We start from the raw sequence: 21,000 nt of genomic DNA, 5'->3' as shown, positions 1-21,000 counted from the left end.
GTGACCGCGTTACATGGTGCCGATCTGGCGAAGCATCCAGGCCTGCATGAAGGGGTTCGCCCGCTGCAGGATGAATCCGATCTTCGAAGCGGTGTTCATGGGCACGTAGATGATGTCCCCGTGCTCCAAAGCCAGGGACAAGCTCGGATCGGGTTTCATGATCTCGCCGAAATCGATTTGCAGGTTGACTCCCTTTTGCGGGCGAATCAGGTGTATTTCTCCCTGGTGGGCATCCGGAGTGGGGCCGCCGGCCTGCCCGAGCGCGTCGACGAAGGACATCCGCGACGTGAGGCGGATGGCGCCCGGCTTGTTGACGGCGCCGAGCACGAAGACCTGGCGGTCCGACGCATCGGGGATGTACACCACGTCGTTCCGGTGCAGCTGCACGTTGAGCTGCAGGTCGCCTGCCAGCAGCCTTCCGATGTCCACCCAGAGGATGCGATCGCGCCGGATCACCGCGCAGCTCGTGAGCACCTGCTCCGGCCGGATCAAAGGGAAGACGCCGGCTTTCGACAGGATTTCCAGCAGCGTGGGAGGCGTATCGAAAGGCACCGGGCCGGGATGCTCGACCCGGCCCAACACGGTGACGCGGTTGGAAGCGTACTGAAGCACCCTCACCGTGGTGAAGGGATCGCGATAATACTTCCTCAATGCCTTGCTGATGGCATTGGCCGCCTGCTCCCGCGTCAGGTCGCGAACGGAGATGTTGCCGACCACGGGCAGAGTGACGTAACCATCCGGCCCGACCACCTGCGGCCCGGACAGTTCGGCTCGACCGACCACGTCGATGTTGATCTGATCGCCGTCGCCGACCCGATAATCGGTGACGGTGTCCTCCTGAAAAGACCTGAGCAGCTCCGCCGGCGACATCGTCTCGACCTTCTGCGGCGCGCTGAACGCCTCACGGGCACCCGGCGTGGCATCCGGCACCGACTCCCAGGAACCGCAGCCGGCCAGCCCCACGACCAGCGCGAGACTCGCTACCTCCCCTGCCCGAGGCAACATATTCATTCCCTGGCGTCCCGATTGGCGTTGGCTGTCGATGGCCGCATCGAATCCCTTCGGTCTGAGATCATTCGAGCGATGCGAGATAGCCGGCCGCACCTTCGGGTTCGGCGAAAACCAGGAAAATCTCGTTGAGACGGGTCAGTTCTATCAAGGCTTGGATTTCCGGGGACAGCCCCGCCAGGACCATCTTTCCCGACCGGCCTTCGATGGCCTTGAAGGCGGCGATGAGCACCGACAGTCCGCTGGAGTCGACGAACGTGACGTCGCCCAAATCCACCACCAGGCGGCCGGTACCTTTTTCCACGACGGCCAGGAGCTCGGCCCTGGCCTTGGCAGCGTCCGCCATCACCAGGCGGCCACCGAGCTCGGCGATGTCCACGTTGTCCTGCGTCCTGTGCTTGAGAAGCATCCCCCTACTCCTGGCGTTCATCGAGAAATAGCTATGCTTGGTTATTGTAGTTAGAACGGTTTCACAAAGTCGATGAGATTGCGCGGCGCGCTATCTGCCTGCAGCCGGACGAGTGCTACAATTCCGCGCGCCCATAGGGCAACGGCATCGGCTCGATCGCTATCGACTGGGGAAAGCATGGAAAACTTCGGCAGATTGCTCCTTTCGGCCTACCAGTGCGCGCCGGGTATGGGGTCGGTCTCCCAGATCGGCTGGGAATGGTATTCCCGGCTGGCCGGGCGTCTCCCACTCACGCTGGTGACGCATGTCCGCAACCGGAAAGCGTTGGAAGCGGCCGGAGCCCCGCTGCCCGGTACCGATGTCGTCTACGTCGACACCGAATGGTTCGCCGGCCCCCTCTACCGCCTGGCCTCACGTCTGTTTCCCCGCAGCGAGCACCCGGTATTCTTGATCTCCTCCCTGGATTTCTTCGTTTACGACCGGACGGCGCTGCGCATGCTCCTGAGACTGCGCGAGGAAGGTAAAAACTGGGACCTGGTCCATCAGCCGACACCGGTTTCCCCCCTCGCCGCGACCACCTTGCACCGGCTGGGAGCGCCTTTGATCCTCGGGCCCTGGAACGGCGGGCTGAAGTCGCCGACGAATTTCCCCGAAATCATGGCCGCCGAATCCGGCTGGCTTTATCCGGTGCGGCGGCTGGGCCGGCTGGCGGACCGGCTGCTCGGCTCCGGCCGGAATGCGCGCTTGATTTTGACCGCCAACGCCGCCACCCGCGCCGACGTGCCATCACGCTACCGGGGGAAGTGCCGGGACATGCTGGAGAACGGCGTCGACCTCGAAGTCTTCCGCGCAGCGCCCTGGCCCGAGTCCCCCGGCAACGGACGGCCTTTGCGCATCCTTTTCGTAGGCCGTCTGCTCCCCTTCAAGGGCGTGGCCATGCTGCTCGAGGCGGTGGCGAGGGTCTGCGCCGGGTCGCCCGTCCATCTCGCCGTCGCAGGTGCCGGTCCGGAGGAAAACGCGCTGCGGCAACGGGCCGGCGAACTGGGGATCACCGGCCACGTGGAATTTCTGGGTCCCCTGCCCCACGCCGAAGTAGCTCGCCGGTTGGCCGAATCCCATGTGTTCTGCCTCCCTTCGATCCGCGAATCGGGCGGAGCGGTGCTGCTGGAGGCGATGGCCGCCGCAAGGCCGGTCGTCGCCCTGGATTACGGAGGACCTTCGGAAATCGTCGACGGCGAGGTCGGCGCCCTGGTGCCCGCCACCGGCTGGAAGCCCGTCGTGGAAGGACTCGCCGGAATCTTCGAAGACGTTTTCCGCGATCCGGAAGGCTGGCGCCGCCGCGGCCAGGCTGGCCGCCAGCGGGTCGAACAGCGGTATTCCTGGCCCGCGAAGATCGACGCGGCATTGTCCCTCTACCGCGAATGCCTGGAGAGTCGATGAGCGCCCCCTACAGACTGGCTTATCTGGTCAGCCAATACCCCGCCATTTCCCATACCTTCATCCTGCGGGAAGTGCTCGGCCTCAGGGCGCGGGGTTTCGCGATAAACGTCGCCTCGGTGAACCCACCGGATCGGCCGCCGGAAAAGCTGACGGCGGATGAACGGCGGGAGGCCGAGGCAACCTGGTATCTCAAGCCGCAAGGTGCGGCGGGCGCGCTGAAGGCCTTGTGCCTGACCGCCCTGCGCCGCCCGTCGGCCCTCGCCGGCGGTCTGTGGTTCGCGCTGCGCCTCGGCGGCACCGACGCCAAGAAACTGGGCTACCAATTCGCCTATTGGGTGGAAGCCATCATGCTCGGCGACTGGATGCGGCGGGAAGGGCTTTCCCATCTGCACGTCCATTTCGCGACACCCGCCTCGATGGTCGGCCTGATCGCCGGCAAGGTGTTTCCCATCGGCTTCTCGTTCACCGTGCACGGTCCCGACGAGTTCTACGACGCACCCGGCTACCGCCTGGCGGAGAAGATCGCGGGTGCCGACTTCGTCGTCTGCATCAGCCACTATGCCCGCAGCCAGTTGATGAAGCTCTCGCCGGTGACGCACTGGAACAAGTTCGAGGTCTGCCGGCTCGGCGTCGACCCCTCCCGTTTCGCCCTGCGTGAGAGCAGATCCGCCGGCTCCGTGTTCGAGCTGCTTTGCGTGGGCCGCCTAGTGCCCGCCAAGGGGCAGCACATCCTGCTCGATGCGTTGGCCCTGTTGCTCGCCCGCGGCCGCCGGGTCCACCTCACCCTGGTCGGCCAGGGACCGGACCGTCCCTCGCTGGAAGCCCAGGCCGGCCGGTTGGGGCCGGGAAGCGCCGTCAGCTTCGCCGGGGCCGTCAACCAGGACGAGGTGTTCGGCTACTACGCCGCCGCCGACGCCTTCGTGCTGCCCAGCTTCGCGGAGGGGCTGCCGGTGGTGCTGATGGAGGCCATGGCGCTCGGCGTTCCCTGCGTCACCACCCACATCACCGGCGTGCCGGAACTGATCAGGGACGGCATCGAAGGCTTGCTGGTCGCGCCATCCGATGCCGAAGGACTGGCCGCCGCCATCGAGCGGCTGATGGACGATCCGGCGCTCCGCAGCCGGCTGACGGAAGCCGGGCGGGCCAAGGTGCTGGCCGAATACGAACTGAACGGAAGCATCGCGCGGCTGGCGGAGGTCTTCACACACAGGCTTTCCTCTTCCTGACCGCTTCGAGGCTCCGGCATGCCGACCGACACCCTCATCATGATACCCGGCGCCTTGTTGAGCGCCGCCGTCCTGCCCGGCACCTTCGAACTCGCCATGTTGACGCTCGGAGGCGCATTGCTTCCCCGAAAAACCGCGGCGGGCAACGGCGCGGTTCCGATCCGCTTCTGTATCGTGATTCCGGCGCACGACGAGGCCGAAGGCATCGAGGCCTGCCTGCGCGGCATCCAGGGAGCCGATGAGGGCATTCATGCCGTGACCGTCGTCGTCATCGCGGACAACTGCGGCGACGACACGGCCGGCCGCGCGGAAGCCGCCGGAGCGCGGGTGTTGGTCCGTGACGACCCCGGACGACGCGGGAAGGGCTACGCGCTGGACCATGCCTTCTCGATCCTGCTGAAGGAGGATCACGACGTTTTCGTGGTGGTCGATGCCGACACCCGGGTGGAGACGAACTTCGTCACCGAACTCGCGGCGCTGTTCCAGGCCGGCGCCGACGCGGTGCAGACGCGCTACTGCGTGTCCAACCCGGCGCAGTCGACCCGGGCCCGCCTGATGCACGTGGCCTGGCTGGCGTTCAACGTACTGCGTCCGCGTGGGCGGGAGTATTGGGGCTGGTCCGCCGGCATTCTCGGCAGTGGCTTCGGACTGCACCGCAGGACCCTGGAAAGCGTCCCCTTCGACGCCGGCTCCATCGCCGAGGATCTGGAATACCACATCCGCCTGGTGCGAGCGGGCAAGCGCGTGCGGTTCTGTGACGGCACGACGGTGTGGTCGCCGGTGCCGGCCACCGGTGCGGTGGCTTCCAGCCAGCGCGCCCGTTGGGAGGGAGGGCGGTTCCGGATGATGCGGGAACAGATCCCTCCCCTCGTCCGGCAGGTGGCGGGAGGCCGCTGGCCGCTGCTGGAACCTCTGCTGGACCTGCTGCTGCTGCCTTTGGCCTTTCACGTGATTCTGCTGGCGCTGCTGCTGGTCTGGCCCTGGGCGCCGGGGAGGACACTCGCCGCGTCCGGCATGGCCATCCTCGGTTTGCACGTCGCCGCCGCCCTGGCCGTAGGACGCGCCGGCTGGCGAGACTGGGCGGCGTTGGCGACGGCGCCTTTCTATATCGTCTGGAAACTCACGTTGGGCAGACGCCTCCTCTCTTCCGCGAGCCGGGAAGCCGCCTGGGTGCGCACCGAAAGGACGAAATCCGATGAATCCGCCTGACATTTCGGTTCTGATCGTATCGTTCAACACCCGCGACCTGCTGCGCCGGTGTCTGGCCAGCCTGCGCGAACAGGCAGGGCGGGCGGGGATCGAAACCATCGTGGTGGACAACGCTTCCCGAGATGGATCGGCCGACATGGTCGCCGCCGAGTTTCCGGAAGTCCGGCTGATCCGAAGTTCCGCGAACCTCGGCTTCGGCAACGCCAACAACCTGGCTTTCGAGCAGGCCCGGGGACGCTACCTGGTTCTGCTGAACTCGGATGCCTATCTCGCCCCCGGCCTGCTCGACGCCGCCTTGATGCGCATGGATTCCTCGCCGGGCGTCGGCATGGCGGGAGGGCGTCTGGTCGGCACGGACGGCGGCTGGCAGCCCTCCGCCCGCATGTTCCCCTCCTTGCTGAACGAGTTCATCATCCTGAGCGGCCTGGCGTACCGTTATCCGAAATCCCGGCTGTTCGGCCGTTTCGACCGGACCTGGGCCGACCCTGCCGAAGAAGCCGAAGTGGACTGGGTGCCGGGGGCTTTCGCGATTCTGCGGCGCGACCTGATCGACCGTATCGGCTTCTTCGATCCGCGTTTTTTCCTTTACTACGAGGAAGTCGACCTGTGCCGGCGGATCCGGGCGGCCGGCTGCAGGATCATGTACTGGCCGGAACTCGTCATCACCCATCTCGGCGGCGAGTCGGCCAAGACCTTGAGCGGCATGGAATTCTCCTCCCATGCCTCGCAGCTTACGCTATGGCGGATGCGGAGCCAGGCGCTGTATTACCGCAAATGGCACGGCTTTGCCGGCGCCTGGAGCGCCAAGGCCCTGGAGCAGGTCTGGCATTGGGTACGGGCCTTCCGCAACCGTGGAACCGTCCCTGCCAAGGCGCGCGAATCCGAGGGGCTGATCCGCCTGTGGAACCAGGCCTGGAAAGAAACCGAAGGCGGCACGGTCTCGCCGCCGCAACCGTGGTGATCCGCATGTTCGAGCACGTTCGGGAAGACTGGAAAAACTACGACGGCGACCTGACCCGGCAAGGGCTCTGGGTCATGCTGGTCTACCGGTTCGGACGCTGGCGCTACCGGATTGGGCCTCGCTGGCTGAGGCTACCGCTCTCGTTCCTCTACAAGATATTGAAATTGCTGTCGCAGATACTCACCGGCATCGACCTTCCCTGCGAAGCGCAGGTCGGGCGGCGCTTCACCATCGAGCACTTCGGCGACGTGATCGTCAGTGGCGACGCCGTCATCGGGGACGACGTGACGATCCGCAACGGCGTCACCATCGGGCTGAAACGGACCAACGAGCCCGGCTCCCCCGTGATCGGCAACCGGGTCGACATCGGCGCGGGCGCCAAAGTCCTGGGACCGATCCGGATCGGCGACGACGTCGTCATCGGCGCCAACGCGGTGGTCATCACCGACGTGCCGCCGAACAGCCTCGCGGTCGGCGTCCCGGCGCGCATCAAGCCACGGACGAACGCCGGCGCCGGACGCTGACATGGGCCACCCCACCCCCATCCCCGGCCCCCTGGGAAAACGCTCGCACTGGCACTGGCGTTTGTGGCTGCTGCCGCTGCTGACCCTGGGGGCCAGCCTGCTGCCACGGATCGTCGATTTCAGCGTTGCGGGGGCGTTGCTGATTCTGCTTGCACCGCTGCTTTTGGTCCGCGCCCTCGTCGCCAAACTGCGCGCGGGACGCGTCTTCGCCGCCACGGAAAGGGCGGGCCGTTTCCAGACGCCGTTCCGGCAGCTCGCCTTCGCCGACGACGCCCCCGGCCGCAACCTCGCGGTTCTGCTGAACGTATTCTGGGGAGACATGGCCTTCGCCGGACCGCGCCCCCTGAGTCTCGAGGAGGCCGCGGCGGCACCCGCGGACCAGGCCATCCGCTTCAGCCTCCGGCCCGGTGTTTTTTCGCCCTACGCGTTGCGCTCCAAGGTCGGGATCGCCTATGAAGGCGAAGCGGATCTGGACCGCGAGTTCTATTACACCGAAACGGCGGCGGGCAATCTCGGCCTGATCCTGCGCACCGGCGTCTCCGGATTGCTCGCCGGCGATGCCGTGCGGCCGATGCCGGAGCATCTGGATTTCTTCGGTGTTGCGATCGCCAACACCACGATGGGCGAGGCGATCGACTGGATCGTCCGCCGCGTCCGCGACGACCGTCCGGCGACGATCGCCTTCGTCAACCCGGATTGCCTGAACATCGCCCATGGCAATCCGGAATACCGCGCCGTCCTGGGCAAGGTCGAACGCGTACTGCCGGACGGCATCGGCATCCGTTTCGGCTGCCGGATTTTGGGCATCAGCCTGCGCGCCAACGTCAACGGCACCGACATGTTTCCCCGTCTGTGCGAACGCTGCGCGGACGAAAACCTGTCGCTGTTCCTGCTGGGCGCCCGGCCGGGCGTGGCCCGGCAGGCAGCCGAAAACATGCTTCAGCGCTATCCGGGCCTGAAGATCGCCGGCACCCGCGACGGCTATTTCGCGCCGGACGCCGAGGCTGAAGTCATCGACACCATCAACCGGTCCGGGGCGGACATCCTGCTGGTCGCCTTCGGCGTCCCCAAACAGGAACTCTGGCTGTGGAAACACCGCTCCCGGCTCAAGCCGCGCGTCGCCATGGGGGTGGGCGGACTGTTCGATTTTTACTCCGGCCGAATTCCGAGGGCTCCGCTTTGGCTGCGGGAAATCGGGCTGGAATGGAGCTGGCGGCTGCTGCAGGAGCCGGGACGGATGTGGCGGCGCTACATCATCGGCAATCCCCTTTTCCTCTATCGCGTCTGGCGGCAGAAAATTGGAAAACTCGTCATCTGAAAGGAAGTCCGGGCTGGCGGCGATTCTGGGAGGTGCCCTGCTGCTGCGCGTCGTGCTGGCGGCCTCCTTCAAGGGCCACCCCATCGACGTCGGCACCTTCAGCGCCTGGGCCGGTCACGCGGCGGAAGGATTGCTTTCGTTCTACAGTCCGGGTTATTTCGCGGACTATCCGCCGGGCTACATCTACGTATTGTGGCTGATCGGCGAATTGCGGGCGCTGTTGCAGACCGGCTTCGATACCCCCGGATTTCTGGTGATGCTCAAGTTCCCGGCGATCGTGGCGGACCTCGCGACGGTCTGGGTGATTCACCGCCTTGCCACCGGACAAGACTACCGTGCCCCCCGGGCGCTCGGTCTCGCAGGGCTTTATGCCTTCAACCCCGCCGTCATCGCCGACTCGGCGGTATGGGGGCAGGTCGATTCCGTGCTGACGCTGTTCCTCCTGCTCGGCGTGCTGTGGCTGGAACGCCGCCCCGCCGCATCGGGTGCGGCTTTCGCGGCGGCGCTGCTGGTGAAGCCGCAGGCGTTGATCTTCGCTCCCGTCCCCTTGCTATGGTTCGGGGACCGCCTGTTCCGCCGGCACACGGCTGCCGAACTGAGCCTTTTCCTGCCGGCCGCGATCCTGGTGTTCGCCGTCGGAGTCCTCCCGTTCGTCGCGGTACACGGGCCCGCCTGGGTCGTCGAGAAATATGCATCAACCCTGGCCTCCTATCCCTACGCCAGCCTGAATGCCGCCAACGTCTTCGCCCTCGTCGGCGGCAACGGCGCCGACGCGGCCCAGGCGGTGCTGTTCCTGAGTTTCAAAACCTGGGGAACGGTCTTTCTTTTCGTCATCCTCGCCTGGGCGGTACGGCTGGCCTGGCGTGGACTGACGGCTTCGGACTGCGTTTACCTGGCGGCCTTTCTGTCGGTTTCCGTCTACCTGTGGTCGATCAAGATGCACGAGCGCTACCTTTTCCCCGCTCTCGCCATGCTGCTCGCCTATCACATCCTCAGCCGGGACCGGCGGGCGTTATGGCTGTTCCTCGGCTTCAGCGCGACGCTGTTCATCACCATGGCGCAAGTGCTGTATCTGGGCATGCGCGAGACCTGGTACATCCCCCGTTTCGACCCGACCTTCCTTGCCGTCTCGGCGGCCAACCTGCTGCTCTGGTCGCTGCTGGCATGGACCGGCTGGCGAACGCAGCGGCAATGAAGTAAGCAGACCAGCCGGAGGAGACAAGCATGCGCGTGATCGTCCTGGCCGACCGCATCGGCCGCGAGCTCCTGCCCTTGACCGACCGCACCTGCGTCGCTCTGCTGCCGGTGGCGGCAAAGCCTCTGATCGACTACACCTTGGAAATGCTGGCGGCCGCCGGCATCGGGGAAGCGGTGATGGCCGTCGGCCCTTTCGGCGAGCAGCTCCGGGCGCATCTCGGCGACGGGCGGAATTTCGACCTGAGTCTGGACTACTGGCCCTCCCCCGGCGAAGTGGACATCGCCTTGCTGCTGAGCCAGTTGCCCAAATACCCGGACAAATCGACCCTGATCGTGCGCGGCGACATGCTGCGCTCGCCGATCCTGGGCGAATTTCTCGAGGCGGCCGGCTCCAGCAAGGCGTCGGTCCTTCATGGCTGGTGCGACGGCAAGCCGGCCGGGCTGTGGCTGCTGCGCGGCAGCGCGGATGACACTCGCGGCATGGGCTGGCAGGACATCGTCTCCGGCACGCCCGTTCCGGCGGCCTGCAAGCTGCTGCTGAAGGAAGGCACCGCATGCCTGCTGGAATCCCTGTGGGCCTACCACGGGGCGAACCTCGACGCCGCGGCCGGACGCATCCAGGGACTCGCCATTCCAGGACGGCAGATCCAGCCGGGGCTCACGGTGGGCCGCAACTCTTCCGTATCGACCGCAAACCTCGCGGACGTCACCGCGCTGGTCGGCAGCCATTGCCGAATCCATCCGAGCGCGCAGCTACAGGGCCAGGCCGTGATCTCCGACGGTGTGATCGTCGACCGCGGAGCCCGGTTGTCCAACGCCGTCGTACTGCCCCACTCCTACGTCGGCGAACTCGTGACGGTCGAGAACGGTATCGTGCGCGGGAACGATCTGCTCCGTGTCGACACCGGCGCCCAGCTCAGGATCGTCGACGCGTTCCTGCTGGCCGACCTGGATCAAGTCTCGATCAAGCACGATTTTTCCGGCCTGTTGAACCAATTGGCCGGCGTCCTGCTTCTGGCGGCGTCGGCGCCGCTGTGGCTCCTGGCTGCACTGGCCGCAGTGGCGCGGTACCCGACCCGGCCGCTGCGGTTCCGACACCTGCGCGGCAACCGGCTGGTCCGGGACGGCACCGGCGCACCGGTGCGGGCGGACTTCACGGCCGCCGAATGGACGATCGGCATTCCCGTGCTGGCGAAGCTGCCCTGGCTCCTGAATGTGGCGAAGGGCGACCTGAGACTGGTCGGCGCGGAAGCCGTCACACCCGAGCAGGCCGCCGGCCGTACCGCCGAATGGGAAAAAATGGCGGACCGGGCCCCGGCCGGCCTGATCGGACCGACCCAACTGGATCTGCCGGCGTCCGCCCCGGCCGAGGAACGGCTGATGAGCGATGCCTTGTTCGCCGCCCAAGCGGAGCCGGGCAAGGAGTTTCGCGTCATCCTGCGCGGTTTGCGCGCCCTGTTCAGCCGGCGCGCCTGGCATCCGGGGGACTGAGTGCGGATACTCCTCGTCGACGACGACCCCATTTCGGTACTTGCCGTCGCCGTGTACCTCCGCAAGCTCGGCTACGAGGTCACTTCGGCGCGGGACGGCCGTGAAGCTTTAGAGCAGTTCCAGTCCCAGCGTTTCGAGTTCGTCATCAGCGACTGGAACATGCCTCACCTGAACGGCGAGGAGCTGTGCCGCCGGGTGCGGTCGCTGAAGCTGCCCCACTACGTTTATTTCATTAGAGTTGTTTCCGATGATAACCGCATGATTACAAAGAAATTTTTAGATTCCAAAGGCCAGCGCCAAGCCCGAAAAAGCTATCTATGAATAGACTGAGTCGGTTTCTAATGCGATGCATCAAGCAATGAAAGGTCTTCATTCCTCCAATGGAGTGTTCGACGGAGATGCGAGTTCGCGCTTGCTTTTTGTTCTCGCGCCTTTGTTGATCTGCCAACGCGGGATGAGGATTGTTCTTGGAGGCTCTGGGTTTCTTATGAGGCAGGTGAATTCTGGCTTTATTCCCATAATCGGAAGCGGCCCCCAAGAACCCCAAATCCAACCAGACATCGGCACCGTCAAACCATGATAAGGCAGGATCGAACCATCGCTTCATCAGCGCATAATCATGAACACTGCCGGCCACGATACTTCCAACGAACAAAATTTGCCGTGCCAGGGTCGAAATGACTAGGGTTTTAACCGTATGGCGTTTTTTTTACCGCTATAGTGGGCTTTCTGCTGATCGTCATCCTGCGGCCTGACGCAACTGCATTCCACCCCGTCAATGATGATATCTCCATGTTTTTCAATCAGCTTCATCATCTCTCCCGGGGTCGTCAGCTCCCGCTCGGGCAGCAGATCAAGTTTCGCCAGGCTGCGCCGTAACACGGGCAGAAGTTGCGCCACATGGCGATGCGCGTGTCCCGAGCTGAAGCCAAAATGAAAGCCCAGGACATCGAAGGTACAGTAGGTCTTGAGGTAATGCAAAATGAAGAACAGCTTCTTATCTATCCGATCGAGATAGCCCACATGGCCACCTTTGGGTACCCGTTTTATTTCGCCTTGCTGAACGCGTTCTTGCTGAATCTCCGCATGAGCCTCCTCAAAGATAGGGCAAAGCTTGGCGAATTGCGCCTTACTCATTCCGATCAGGGCTCTGACGGTACGCTCACTGGTTTCTTCCATGAACTTTTCAAAAATCATTGGCTGACATCATTCGATTGTTGTTAATTGTTTTATACCACAACAAATCCATTTATTTCAACGGAAGCAACTCTATTCTCCTGACCGGGCGCGATGACAAGGATTCGCTCCTGCAGGGCATGGAGGCCGGGGCCGACGATTTTCTGGTCAAGCCGGTCGACCGCGAGGAGCTTCGGGTCAGGATCCGGGCCGGGGAGCGCATCCTCAGGCTGGAGCAGCAGATCGACGAACGCGGCCGCCTGCTGGAGAACGTGAACCGCGAACTCAAACAGGCTTACCAGACCATCCGCAACGATCTCGCCACCGCCGCCGCCATTCAGAAGTCCCTCCTGCCCGAGCCGTGGACGCTGCCCGACCTGGAAGTCCGGTCGCTGTTCATCGCCAGCGACTTCCTCGCCGGCGACATGTTCGGCTACTTCCCGCTGGACGATCGCCATGTCGGCCTGTTCCAGCTCGACGTTTCCGGGCACGGCGTATCCTCGGCACTGATTTCCGTGGCCTTGAGCAAATGCCTCCTGCAGAGCCGATCGCTCGACGTCACGGCGGAAGCTTGCGGATCCCCTGGCTGCGGCGGCCTCCCGCCCAACCGGATGCTGGAAGAATTGAACCGTTTCTTCGCCGGCCAGCCCGAATCGAACAACTATTTCGCCACGATGATCTACGCCGTACTCGACCGGGAAACCGGCCGGCTCGAACTCAGCGCGGCCGGGCATCCTCCGCCCCTGATGTGGAAGGGCGGAACGGGTGCGGTCGTGGAAAGCGGAGTTCGCGGACTCCCGCTGGGGGTCGTCGCCGACCGCCACTATGCGTCGGAATCGCATTGGATGGCAGCCGGAGACCGATTTTTCGCCTATTCGGACGGGATCACCGAATGCATGAGCCCGGCGGGGGAGGCTTTCGGCAGCGGACGCTTCCGCCGTCTGCTGGAAGAAACCGCCCCTCTGCCGTTGGCGGAAGCGATCGGCCGCATCGAACTGTCGCTGTCGGACTGGCGCGGCCGGGGCAGCTACACCGACGATATTTCGCTGGTCGCGATAGAGAGGAAGTGAACCGGTGCATCAGGCCATTCAGCTCACCATCAGCAGCGAAGCGGACAACATCAACCTCGTCGGCGTAACCATTCGCGCCTTGTGCTTCGCCGCCGAGATATCGCCGGTGGACGCCGCCCGCATCGAACTCGGCATCGTCGAAGCCCTGAACAACATCATCCTGCACGGCGGCGCCTGCGAACCGGTCACGGTGTCATGGAACCGCGCCCCGCAAAGCATTTCGATCGAGATCGAAGACAGCGGCCGGCCTCTCCTTCACTGGCCGCCGCGCAGCGAATTTCCGGAGCCCTTCGAAGAATCCGGCCGTGGCTGGCCCCTGATCGCCGCCTGCTTCGACAGCATCGACTACCGGGTGGAGGCCTGCAGGAACACCCTGACCCTGGTGAAGGCTCAAGGGATCAAGACCGCCTGAGCCGCCCCCTCAAGCCGGGGAAGGACTGCGCGCCTCTATCAGCCGCACCAGCGCGTTCAGCCGTTCGACCCGTTCCAGCCGGAATCCGGAAGTCTCCACATTCTCCACCGTGCGGCGATTGATGTGAGCGCCGACCAGGCGGGAAACCCAGGGATCGAGAAGGTCCATTATCCACCCGGCCGCTTGCCGTTCCGAACGCACGTGTTCCAGCAGGACGAGCTTGCCTCCCGGTTTCAGGACTCGCCGCAATTCCCCCAGGCCGCGGAGCGGATCGGGCACCGAACAGAACACGAAGGTGCCGACGACCGTATCGAACTCGCCGTCGGCAAATGCCAGGGCCTGGACATCCATGAGTTTCAGATCGCTCCGGACCCCGAGCCGGATCGCGCGCTCGCGGGCCCGGCGCAGCATCCGTTCGCTGAAATCCACCGCGGTGACGTGTCGCCCCACGGGGTGGAATGCGAGGTTCTTGCCGGTCCCGACGCCCACCTCGAGCAGACGTTCGCCCTCGGTCAGGCTCCAAACGCGGCGGCGCCAAGGCTTGAACCACAAGGCTTCCATGACGCCTTCGATGAAATCGAAGAAAGGCGCGATGCGGTCGTAACGATGGCGGACAATTTCGGTAGCCTCGGGGGACTCGCTCATGTCCAGCTCCTGGATTCAGCCTTTTTGCCAAGCCGCGGCCCCAGGATACCCGCGCTATTCGGAAAAATCGACGTACTGATAAACGGGGCCAACCTCGCTGCCGGGAGGCAAGGTGATCAACTGTTTGATGAGTCCGTCCTGCAGTCCGTAAACCCAGCCATGCAAGGTCGGACAGTGCTCCCGCTTCCAGCTCTGCTGAATGATCGAGGTGTGGGCCAGATTGTAGACCTGTTCGATCACGTTCAGCTCGACCAGGCGGTCGACGCGCTCCTCCTCGCTGCCCAGAGCCTCTATCTCGTCGGCATGCAGCCGGTAGACGTCCTTGATGTGTTTCAGCCATTTGTTCACGATCAGGAGCTTCGCGCTCTGCTTCTGCAGCGCCGCCCTGATGCCGCCGCAGCTGTAGTGTCCGCAGACGACGACGTCGCGGACCTTGAGCACGTCGACCGCGTACTGCAAAACGCTCAAGCCGTTGAAATCGGTCGTGACCAACTGGTTGGCGATGTTGCGGTGGACGAAGATTTCGCCGGGCTGGGCATGGACGATGATTTCCGCCGGCACCCGGCTGTCCGAACAACCGATCCAGAGTACGGCGGGATTCTGACCGCCCGCCAGTCGCTCGAAATAACCCGGTTCCTTCAGTATCTGGTCCTTGGCCCAGGCTTTGTTTTCCAACAGCATTCGTTCGAAAGCTTCCATGAGTTCGCTCTTTGATATTCAAGGGGAATGGTGAACGCTTCTGCCGGCTAGGGACTCAGCCGGAAATTTTGTACAAGGGGGCCGCGCCGGCGTCCCCTTGCCTGCTCTCCGAGTTTCTGCCGGCATGCCCGTGCGTGGCTTTGAGATTCTTCAGATGAACCACGATACGGTCATCGCGCGCGGCTTCGACGAAGTCCTCGATGGTTTCCAGGATGTCATGATCCACGAATTCCGCATAGGTTCCGTCGATGATCAGCTCGCTGTCGGGCTCGACCTGGTCCAGTTGCTCGCGCAGCAGGGCCTTGTTCAGGAACGAGACGTCCTTGCGAAGCCGCAGCAGGTAATGGTTGCCATGGCGGGTGAGGGAAATGGCGGCGTGGAAGTTGGTCCGGATGACGTAATACAGACCGCAGGCGACGCCGACGGCGATCCCTTTGAGCAGATCGGTGGCCAATATCGCCATGACCGTGACGGCGAACGGGATGAACTGGGTCGCCCCCTGGCGGTACACCTGTACCACCATCGCCGGCTTGGCCAGCTTGTAACCCGTCATCAGCAGGATCGCCGCCAGCGCTGCCAGGGGGATGTGGTTGAGGTAGCGGGCAAGGAAGCCCACGCTCAGCAACAGCAGGAGGCCATGGATGAAGCAAGCCACTTTGGTACGCCCGCCGGCGTTGATGTTGGCCGACGAGCGGACGATGACCGCCGTGATCGGTAAACCGCCCACCAGGCCGGCCAACAGGTTGCCGACGCCCTGCGCCTTCAGCTCCCGGTTGGTCGGCGCCACCCGCCTCAGCGGATCGAGCTTGTCGACCGCTTCCAGGCTGAGCAGGGTTTCGAGACTGGCAATGACGGCGATCGTGAACGCTACCGTGTACACCGCCGGATCCATGATCCGGCTGAAATCCGGAAAGATGAGGCGGCCAGCCAGATCCTCGAAACCCCGGATGTCCGGAAGCTGAACCATGTGCTCCGGTGCAATCTCCCAAGACGATCCCGCCATCGAGAGATTGAACGCCACCGCCCAGGCTATCGCCGCCAGCGGCCCCGGAATCTGCGCCAGCAGCGGCACGGAGCGGATAAGCCGGGACTCCCACAGCACCATGATGGCTATGGCGACCGCACTCACCACGGTCGCTCCCGGTGAAATCGAACCCATGGCTTGCAGCAGTTCGGAGAAGGTGCCCTCCGCGTCTTGAGGCAGATAGGTTTCCTCTCCCACGATGTCCTGGCCGTAGCCGACGGCGTGGGGAAGTTGCTTGGTGATCAGGATCAGCCCGATGGCCGAGAGCATGCCCTTGATGACGGACGACGGGAAATAGGCGCCGATGGTTCCCGCCTTGAGGAAGCCGAGAGCGAGCTGCATCAGCCCCGCCAGGATCAGGGCGAGCAGAAAGTGCTCGAAGCCGCCGAGCTTTTCGATGCCCTGCAGCACAATGACCGTAAGGCCCGCGGCCGGGCCCGACACGCTCAACTGCGACCCGCTGGCCCAGGCGACGACCAGCCCACCGATGACGCCGGCAACCACACCTGAAAGCAGCGGCGCGCCGGAAGCCAGCGCAATACCCAGACAGAGAGGGAGCGCCACCAGGAACACCACGATGCCGGCCGGGATGTCCTGCGTGAGATGCGCGAGATAGTACGCGAGATGTTTTCTGACCATGTCCGATGCTTTCCTCTCGTGTGGTACAACCGCCCCTGGCATACCGGCGAGTCCGCCGCGGAGCCTGGCCCGGTTCATTCATCCAGGCGGACGACACCGAAGGTCTCCCGCCTACTCGTTCGATTGTGGCTGAATTACACCATGGCGGTGAGGTTGATTTCAACACTTTGGTTTATATAAACCAAAACATCCTCCTCAACCACCCGGAATCCGGAATAAAGATGCCCCTCCAAGCCTGCGGAACGGACGAGCCGAAGTATCGACTCAATCATGTATTGACAGTGAATCTTCTAACGCCTACCCTTCTTCATCGTTTCGTTACGAAACCATTAGGGTCTGCATGACAAGGCAAAGCTCCGGCATGCCCGCTACGGTGAGGATGCGGCTCCGCTTTCACGCAGACGAGCACACGATCGAACGAGAGGAGAACAACAAGATGACCGAAGAGACTCAGACGGGGAAAGACTATTTCTGGATTTACGTTGCCCTGGCAACGGCCGCTCTGGTGGGCGTCGTCGTCATGGCGAAGCTGAGTGAGAACGAAAAGTACGATCCCATCCGGGCGCAGCAGAACGAAGAAGTCGCGCGCATGAACATACGCGTTCTCAACTGAATCCAGAACCGCACCACCGGTTTTGCCGGAAGGACATCCCCATGATCGACACAAGCTTGAAACTCTATTCCCTTCTTCTCCTGGCCCTGGTCTCGGTACTGCCGGGAAGCGTCTTCGCCACGGAATACATCTATCGCGACCTGATCGGCAACACGCTCCCGCCGCAGAAATGCGCGGCAAGAACGGAAGCCGAAACGGCCGCATCCGAAGAATACAATCTGAAAAAACACGCCAGGATATTCTGCGAGTCGCAGGGCTATGGCTGGCACGTCGAACAGCGCAAGAGCGCGGGCAAGCTGGTCTGCGAGGAATGCAGCGAGGGCGGGGAGAAGGACCGATTCCACTGCCATCTGGAAGACGTGGTCGTACAATGCAAGCGGATCAAACCCGGCTCTGTCGGCCTGATCCCCGGCCAGGGATGAGCATCCGTCCCCCATCCATATAGAGGAGGCTTCCGCCGGCGGACGGCAAAGGCCGCCATTTTCGGGAAAAACTCTGTTGCGTCGGACCGGGGCGGTACGTATACTGGCCGCCGAGCTGTAACCTGCTCTTTCTCTTGAAGACCAGACGTATAACATTATCTGGAGGACATTAAGATGCGTTGGGAAAAACCGAGCTACAACGACATGCGCTTCGGCTTCGAAGTCACCATGTACATCTACAACCGTTAATCCCAAACGGTTGTGCGAAAGCGGGGTTCGATCATTCGAGCCCCGTTTTCGTTTGCGCGACAGCATAAACCTCTTAAAGCTTCCTTATGATCATTCGTGTGCTCGGCGCCGGCGCCGGCGGCGGATTCCCGCAGTGGAACTGCCGATGCGGCAATTGCCGGCGCTTCCGGGAAAACAAGCTCAACGCCCGAGGCCGCACCCAGTCCTCGATCGCGGTCAGCGCCGACGGCAGGCGCTGGGTCCTGTTCAATGCCTCGCCGGACATCCGCAGCCAGCTCGAAGCCTTTCCGGCCAGCCACCCGCGTGAGGGCGTCCGCGACACCGGCATCCACGCCATCGTGCTGATCGACAGCCAGATCGACCACACCACCGGCCTTTTGATGCTGCGCGAATCCACCCGCCCGCTGCAAGTCTATTGCAGCGAGATGGTGAAACAGGATCTCTCCACCGGCTTTCCGCTGTTCCGGATGCTGGAACACTATTGCGGCGTGGAACACCATGCCGTTCCGCTGGATGGGGGCAGCTTCACGATCCCCGGCATCGAAGGCCTGAAATTCTCGACCCACTCGCTGAAAAGCAAGGCGCCACCCTATTCGCCCCATCGCCACGACCCGCACGATGGCGACAACATCGGCGTGATCGTCGAAAACTTGGAAAACGGCCGCAGGCTCTACTACGCGCCGGGCTTGGGCGAGATCGAACTGCACGTCCGCGCCGCCATGGAAGCTGCGGACTGCGTGCTGGTCGACGGCACCTTCTGGCGGGAAGACGAGATGCAACACGCCGGCATCTGCGACAAGCAGGCACGGGAGATGGGCCACCTGCCGCAGTCCGGCCCGGGCGGCATGCTGGAAGTCTTGAACAGCTTGCCGGATGCCCGCAAGGTCTTGATCCACATCAACAACACCAACCCGATTCTGGACGAAGATTCGCCGCAGCGTCAGACCCTGACCGAAGCCGGGGTCGAAGTCGCCTACGACGGTTTGGAAATCGTTTTGTGAGGAATCCCATGAGCAAAGACACGACCCCCTGGAGCCGCGACGAATTCGAAGCCCGCCTGCGCGCGAAGGACAAGTACTACCACATCCATCATCCCTATCACGTGATGATGGCGAACGGCGAACTGAACCGCGAGCAGATTCAGGGCTGGGTGGCGAACCGCTTCTATTACCAGATCGCCATTCCGCGCAAGGATTCGGCCATCATGGCCAACTGCCCGGACCGCGAGACCCGCCGCAAATGGATGCAGCGGGTGATGGATCACGACGGCTACGGCGACGACCCCGGCGGGATCGAAGCCTGGATCCAGCTTGGCATCGCCTGCGGCCTGAGCCGGGAAGACCTGACCTCGATCAAGCGCGTGCTGCCCGGCGTGCGTTTCGCGGTCGACGCCTACGTCAACTTCGCCCGCACCGCGACCTGGCAGGAAGCCGCCTGCTCTTCGCTCACCGAGCTGTTCGCGCCGACCATCCACAAGCAGCGACTGGCCGGCTGGCCGGACCTGTACCCCTGGATCGCCGCCGACGGCCTGGCTTATTTCCGCAAGCGGGTGACCCAAGCCAGCCGCGACGTCGAGCACGGCATCGAAATCACCCTGGATCATTTCAAGACACGCGAACAGCAGGAGCGGGCGCTGGAAATCCTCCAGTTCAAGCTCGACATCCTGTGGTCGATGCTGGATGCCATGTATCTGGCCTACGTCGACAAGAAACCGCCCTATTTCAACATCGCCTGATCCGCATGAGCCTTCAACCCGATACCCTGCTGGAAATTTCGCCCCTGCTGCGCTTGCAATGGGAGGAAGCCCAGCAGCGCCACGTCATGCTCTACCCCGAGGGCATGATCGAACTGAACGACACCGCCGCCGCGATCCTGGAACTTTGCGACGGACAAAACAATCTCACCAGCATCGTGGAGAAGCTGGAGCAAAAATACGAGGCTACCGGAATCGAAGCCGATGTGCGCGAAATGCTCGAAAGTGCCTTGAACAATGGCTGGATCAGAGAATTCGTCCCTCAGTAAACCTCGCTGGCTGCTGGCGGAACTGACCTACGCCTGCCCGCTGCAATGCCCCTATTGCTCCAACCCGCTGGATTATGCCCGCTTAGGCGATGAGCTGAGCACCGGGGAATGGAAGCGGGTGTTGAGCGAGGCCCGCGCGCTCGGCGCCGTGCAGCTCGGGCTATCCGGCGGCGAACCGCTGACCCGCCGCGACCTGGCCGAGATCGTCGCGCACGCCCGCCAGCTCGGCTATTACACCAACCTCATCACCTCCGGCTACGGCCTGGACGAGGCCCGCATCGCCGAACTGAAATCGGCCGGCCTCGACCACATCCAGGTCAGCATCCAGTCGCCGGAAAAGCTGCTGAACGATAAGCTCGCCGGCACCGAATCCTTCGAGCACAAACTCGACGTCGCCCGCTGGGTGAAGCAGCACGGCTATCCGATGGTGCTGTGCGTGGTGATCCACCGCCAGAACATCCACCAGATGCGGCAAATTCTGGAGATGGCCGAGGAGCTCGGAGCGGATTACCTGGAACTGGCCAACACCCAGTATTACGGCTGGGCGCTGCTCAACCGGGACCATCTGCTGCCGACCCGCGAACAGTTCGCCGAAGCCGAAGCGATCGCGCAAGCCTACAAGGAGAAGGTGAAGGGCCGGATGAAGATCTACTACGTCGTCCCGGACTATTACGAAGACCGGCCCAAGGCCTGCATGAACGGCTGGGGCACGACTTTCCTCACCATTGCCCCGGACGGCATGGCCCTCCCCTGCCACGCCGCCCGCGAACTGCCGGGCCTGGCCTGCCCCAACGTACGCGACTTCAACGTGCGCGAAATCTGGTACGAATCGGAAGCTTTCAACCGCTTCCGCGGCTACGGCTGGATGAAGGAGCCCTGCCTCAGTTGCCCGGAAAAGGAAAAGGACTTCGGCGGCTGCCGCTGCCAAGCCTATCTCATGACCGGCGACATGACCGACGCCGACCCGGTATGCAGCAAGTCCCCGCACCACCATCGGGTGCTGGAAGCCATTGCCTCGACGCAGCAGCCCGCTGCAGACAAACCACTCATCTTCCGCAATGTGAGAAACTCCCGTGTTTTAACGGGCTGACTTATTTTTGACGGTTACCGGCTTTGCTCATGCGGCTACGGTAGCCGGTGCGGGATTGGAACGTCTGCAGAATCCTACTCTCCAAAGGTGCGGCGGGTTCGGCGCATCGAGCTTGTCCTGACCTCGTGCAATCCCGAGAAGAAGATATGAGTCTCT

Annotated in this window: 25 protein-coding genes; 18 read left to right on the top strand and 7 right to left on the bottom strand. The window is 63.4% G+C overall.

Annotated elements, in window-relative coordinates; genetic code table 11:
• Positions 1 to 9: 9 nt before the first annotated feature.
• Positions 10 to 1,011, bottom strand: a complete 1,002-nt coding sequence (locus ABZN20_RS03055) for a polysaccharide biosynthesis/export family protein (RefSeq protein ID WP_367026697.1) — start codon at positions 1,009 to 1,011, stop codon at positions 10 to 12.
• Between the two features lie 61 nt (positions 1,012 to 1,072).
• Positions 1,073 to 1,417, bottom strand: coding sequence for an STAS domain-containing protein (locus tag ABZN20_RS03050; protein ID WP_218806978.1), 345 nt, complete (start codon positions 1,415 to 1,417; stop codon positions 1,073 to 1,075).
• A 177-nt stretch (positions 1,418 to 1,594) separates the two neighbouring features.
• Here ABZN20_RS03050 and ABZN20_RS03045 point away from each other — a divergent pair, with 177 nt between their 5' ends.
• Genes ABZN20_RS03045 through ABZN20_RS03005 form a run of 9 tightly spaced genes read left to right on the top strand, consistent with a single transcriptional unit; the run spans position 1,595 to position 11,104 of the window.
• Positions 1,595 to 2,857: a glycosyltransferase family 4 protein gene (locus ABZN20_RS03045; RefSeq protein WP_218806979.1), complete on the top strand. Its 1,263-nt coding sequence runs from the start codon at positions 1,595 to 1,597 to the stop codon at positions 2,855 to 2,857.
• Positions 2,854 to 4,083, top strand: a complete 1,230-nt coding sequence (locus tag ABZN20_RS03040; protein ID WP_367026696.1) for a glycosyltransferase family 4 protein — start codon at positions 2,854 to 2,856, stop codon at positions 4,081 to 4,083. Before ABZN20_RS03045 ends, ABZN20_RS03040 begins: the two co-directional genes overlap by 4 nt.
• A gap of 18 nt (positions 4,084 to 4,101) precedes the next feature.
• On the top strand, positions 4,102 to 5,292 hold the full coding sequence (locus ABZN20_RS03035) for a glycosyltransferase family 2 protein (protein WP_218806981.1): 1,191 nt from the start codon (positions 4,102 to 4,104) through the stop codon (positions 5,290 to 5,292).
• Positions 5,279 to 6,253, top strand: coding sequence for a glycosyltransferase family 2 protein (locus ABZN20_RS03030; RefSeq protein WP_367026695.1), 975 nt, complete (start codon positions 5,279 to 5,281; stop codon positions 6,251 to 6,253). Before ABZN20_RS03035 ends, ABZN20_RS03030 begins: the two co-directional genes overlap by 14 nt.
• Positions 6,254 to 6,258: 5 nt before the next feature.
• Positions 6,259 to 6,777, top strand: a complete 519-nt coding sequence (locus ABZN20_RS03025) for a serine O-acetyltransferase (RefSeq protein ID WP_218806983.1) — start codon at positions 6,259 to 6,261, stop codon at positions 6,775 to 6,777.
• A 1-nt stretch (position 6,778) separates the two neighbouring features.
• On the top strand, positions 6,779 to 8,095 hold the full coding sequence (locus tag ABZN20_RS03020) for a WecB/TagA/CpsF family glycosyltransferase (RefSeq protein WP_367026694.1): 1,317 nt from the start codon (positions 6,779 to 6,781) through the stop codon (positions 8,093 to 8,095).
• Positions 8,076 to 9,290 (top strand): hypothetical protein, encoded by a 1,215-nt coding sequence (locus ABZN20_RS03015; protein ID WP_367026693.1) that lies wholly within the window; start codon positions 8,076 to 8,078, stop codon positions 9,288 to 9,290. The genes ABZN20_RS03020 and ABZN20_RS03015 overlap by 20 nt, the downstream gene beginning before the upstream one ends.
• A 29-nt stretch (positions 9,291 to 9,319) precedes the next feature.
• Positions 9,320 to 10,783, top strand: coding sequence for an NDP-sugar synthase (locus ABZN20_RS03010; RefSeq protein ID WP_367026692.1), 1,464 nt, complete (start codon positions 9,320 to 9,322; stop codon positions 10,781 to 10,783).
• On the top strand, positions 10,784 to 11,104 hold the full coding sequence (locus ABZN20_RS03005) for a response regulator (protein WP_367026691.1): 321 nt from the start codon (positions 10,784 to 10,786) through the stop codon (positions 11,102 to 11,104).
• Here the strand turns inward: ABZN20_RS03005 and ABZN20_RS03000 are convergent.
• Both ABZN20_RS03000 and ABZN20_RS02995 read right to left on the bottom strand, forming a co-directional pair.
• Positions 11,046 to 11,438 carry a transposase family protein gene (locus ABZN20_RS03000; RefSeq protein WP_367025614.1) on the bottom strand — a complete coding sequence of 131 codons (393 nt, stop codon included), beginning with the start codon at positions 11,436 to 11,438 and terminating at the stop codon, positions 11,046 to 11,048. The two genes, ABZN20_RS03005 and ABZN20_RS03000, sit on opposite strands and share 59 nt — an antisense overlap.
• Positions 11,439 to 11,464: 26 nt before the next feature.
• On the bottom strand, positions 11,465 to 11,980 hold the full coding sequence (locus ABZN20_RS02995; RefSeq protein WP_367025613.1) for a helix-turn-helix domain-containing protein: 516 nt from the start codon (positions 11,978 to 11,980) through the stop codon (positions 11,465 to 11,467).
• Here ABZN20_RS02995 and ABZN20_RS02990 point away from each other — a divergent pair.
• Together ABZN20_RS02990 and ABZN20_RS02985 are read left to right on the top strand one after the other, a co-directional pair.
• Positions 11,980 to 13,029 carry a PP2C family protein-serine/threonine phosphatase gene (locus ABZN20_RS02990; RefSeq protein WP_367026690.1) on the top strand — a complete coding sequence of 350 codons (1,050 nt, stop codon included), beginning with the start codon at positions 11,980 to 11,982 and terminating at the stop codon, positions 13,027 to 13,029. The genes ABZN20_RS02995 and ABZN20_RS02990 overlap by 1 nt on opposite strands.
• Positions 13,030 to 13,033: 4 nt before the next feature.
• Positions 13,034 to 13,441, top strand: coding sequence for an ATP-binding protein (locus ABZN20_RS02985; RefSeq protein ID WP_218806988.1), 408 nt, complete (start codon positions 13,034 to 13,036; stop codon positions 13,439 to 13,441).
• A 9-nt stretch (positions 13,442 to 13,450) separates the two neighbouring features.
• On the opposite strand, the gene ABZN20_RS02980 is transcribed toward ABZN20_RS02985, so the two are convergent.
• The 3 genes from ABZN20_RS02980 to ABZN20_RS02970 are packed head-to-tail and all read right to left on the bottom strand — an operon-like array spanning position 13,451 to position 16,448.
• Complete coding sequence (locus ABZN20_RS02980; protein ID WP_367026689.1) at positions 13,451 to 14,086, bottom strand: class I SAM-dependent methyltransferase; 636 nt, start codon at positions 14,084 to 14,086, stop codon at positions 13,451 to 13,453.
• Between the two features lie 54 nt (positions 14,087 to 14,140).
• A complete protein-coding gene (locus ABZN20_RS02975; RefSeq protein ID WP_218806990.1) occupies positions 14,141 to 14,785 on the bottom strand; it encodes a carbonic anhydrase in 645 nt (214 codons plus the stop codon).
• Positions 14,786 to 14,840: 55 nt separating this feature from the next.
• Complete coding sequence (locus ABZN20_RS02970; protein WP_367026688.1) at positions 14,841 to 16,448, bottom strand: SulP family inorganic anion transporter; 1,608 nt, start codon at positions 16,446 to 16,448, stop codon at positions 14,841 to 14,843.
• A gap of 436 nt (positions 16,449 to 16,884) precedes the next feature.
• Here ABZN20_RS02970 and ABZN20_RS02965 point away from each other — a divergent pair, with 436 nt between their 5' ends.
• The 7 genes from ABZN20_RS02965 (at position 16,885) to pqqE (ending at position 20,844) form a co-directional block, all read left to right on the top strand.
• Positions 16,885 to 17,061 (top strand): hypothetical protein, encoded by a 177-nt coding sequence (locus ABZN20_RS02965; protein ID WP_218806992.1) that lies wholly within the window; start codon positions 16,885 to 16,887, stop codon positions 17,059 to 17,061.
• Positions 17,062 to 17,102: 41 nt separating this feature from the next.
• Positions 17,103 to 17,483 carry a hypothetical protein gene (locus tag ABZN20_RS02960; protein WP_218806993.1) on the top strand — a complete coding sequence of 127 codons (381 nt, stop codon included), beginning with the start codon at positions 17,103 to 17,105 and terminating at the stop codon, positions 17,481 to 17,483.
• 174 nt (positions 17,484 to 17,657) lie between these two features.
• The gene (gene pqqA / locus ABZN20_RS02955) at positions 17,658 to 17,732 is read left to right on the top strand and encodes a pyrroloquinoline quinone precursor peptide PqqA (protein WP_010960722.1); all 75 of its coding nucleotides are present in this window, start codon (positions 17,658 to 17,660) and stop codon (positions 17,730 to 17,732) included.
• Between the two features lie 86 nt (positions 17,733 to 17,818).
• Entirely contained in the window at positions 17,819 to 18,733 is a 915-nt protein-coding gene (gene pqqB / locus ABZN20_RS02950) for a pyrroloquinoline quinone biosynthesis protein PqqB (protein WP_367026687.1), read from the top strand.
• Between the two features lie 8 nt (positions 18,734 to 18,741).
• Complete coding sequence (gene pqqC / locus ABZN20_RS02945; RefSeq protein WP_367026686.1) at positions 18,742 to 19,467, top strand: pyrroloquinoline-quinone synthase PqqC; 726 nt, start codon at positions 18,742 to 18,744, stop codon at positions 19,465 to 19,467.
• A 5-nt stretch (positions 19,468 to 19,472) separates the two neighbouring features.
• Positions 19,473 to 19,754 (top strand): pyrroloquinoline quinone biosynthesis peptide chaperone PqqD, encoded by a 282-nt coding sequence (gene pqqD / locus ABZN20_RS02940; RefSeq protein WP_218806996.1) that lies wholly within the window; start codon positions 19,473 to 19,475, stop codon positions 19,752 to 19,754.
• Entirely contained in the window at positions 19,723 to 20,844 is a 1,122-nt protein-coding gene (pqqE, locus tag ABZN20_RS02935; protein WP_218806997.1) for a pyrroloquinoline quinone biosynthesis protein PqqE, read from the top strand. Before pqqD ends, pqqE begins: the two co-directional genes overlap by 32 nt.
• The last annotated feature ends 156 nt before the right edge of the window (positions 20,845 to 21,000 follow it).

This window comes from Methylococcus sp. ANG, from assembly GCF_040730495.1.
Lineage (GTDB): Bacteria > Pseudomonadota > Gammaproteobacteria > Methylococcales > Methylococcaceae > Methylococcus.
Note: the sequence above shows the minus strand (reverse complement) of the source record. Positions and strands in the feature narration are given on the sequence as shown.

Bases quoted from the DNA above. Each gene is read 5' to 3' on its own strand.
- ABZN20_RS03050 (WP_218806978.1), bottom strand. From the start codon at position 1,417: ATGCTTCTCAAGCACAGGACGCAGGACAACGTGGACATCGCCGAGCTC.
- ABZN20_RS03025 (WP_218806983.1), top strand. From the start codon at position 6,259: ATGTTCGAGCACGTTCGGGAAGACTGGAAAAACTACGACGGCGACCTG.
- ABZN20_RS03035 (WP_218806981.1), top strand. From the start codon at position 4,102: ATGCCGACCGACACCCTCATCATGATACCCGGCGCCTTGTTGAGCGCC.
- ABZN20_RS03030 (WP_367026695.1), top strand. From the start codon at position 5,279: ATGAATCCGCCTGACATTTCGGTTCTGATCGTATCGTTCAACACCCGC.
- pqqD (WP_218806996.1), top strand. From the start codon at position 19,473: ATGAGCCTTCAACCCGATACCCTGCTGGAAATTTCGCCCCTGCTGCGC.
- pqqE (WP_218806997.1), top strand. From the start codon at position 19,723: ATGGCTGGATCAGAGAATTCGTCCCTCAGTAAACCTCGCTGGCTGCTG.
- ABZN20_RS03055 (WP_367026697.1), bottom strand. From the start codon at position 1,011: ATGAATATGTTGCCTCGGGCAGGGGAGGTAGCGAGTCTCGCGCTGGTC.
- ABZN20_RS03045 (WP_218806979.1), top strand. From the start codon at position 1,595: ATGGAAAACTTCGGCAGATTGCTCCTTTCGGCCTACCAGTGCGCGCCG.
- ABZN20_RS02970 (WP_367026688.1), bottom strand. From the start codon at position 16,448: ATGGTCAGAAAACATCTCGCGTACTATCTCGCGCATCTCACGCAGGAC.
- ABZN20_RS02965 (WP_218806992.1), top strand. From the start codon at position 16,885: ATGACCGAAGAGACTCAGACGGGGAAAGACTATTTCTGGATTTACGTT.
- pqqB (WP_367026687.1), top strand. From the start codon at position 17,819: ATGATCATTCGTGTGCTCGGCGCCGGCGCCGGCGGCGGATTCCCGCAG.
- ABZN20_RS02980 (WP_367026689.1), bottom strand. From the start codon at position 14,086: ATGAGCGAGTCCCCCGAGGCTACCGAAATTGTCCGCCATCGTTACGAC.
- ABZN20_RS03010 (WP_367026692.1), top strand. From the start codon at position 9,320: ATGCGCGTGATCGTCCTGGCCGACCGCATCGGCCGCGAGCTCCTGCCC.
- ABZN20_RS02995 (WP_367025613.1), bottom strand. From the start codon at position 11,980: ATGATTTTTGAAAAGTTCATGGAAGAAACCAGTGAGCGTACCGTCAGA.
- ABZN20_RS03040 (WP_367026696.1), top strand. From the start codon at position 2,854: ATGAGCGCCCCCTACAGACTGGCTTATCTGGTCAGCCAATACCCCGCC.
- pqqC (WP_367026686.1), top strand. From the start codon at position 18,742: ATGAGCAAAGACACGACCCCCTGGAGCCGCGACGAATTCGAAGCCCGC.
- ABZN20_RS02975 (WP_218806990.1), bottom strand. From the start codon at position 14,785: ATGGAAGCTTTCGAACGAATGCTGTTGGAAAACAAAGCCTGGGCCAAG.
- ABZN20_RS03020 (WP_367026694.1), top strand. From the start codon at position 6,779: ATGGGCCACCCCACCCCCATCCCCGGCCCCCTGGGAAAACGCTCGCAC.
- ABZN20_RS02960 (WP_218806993.1), top strand. From the start codon at position 17,103: ATGATCGACACAAGCTTGAAACTCTATTCCCTTCTTCTCCTGGCCCTG.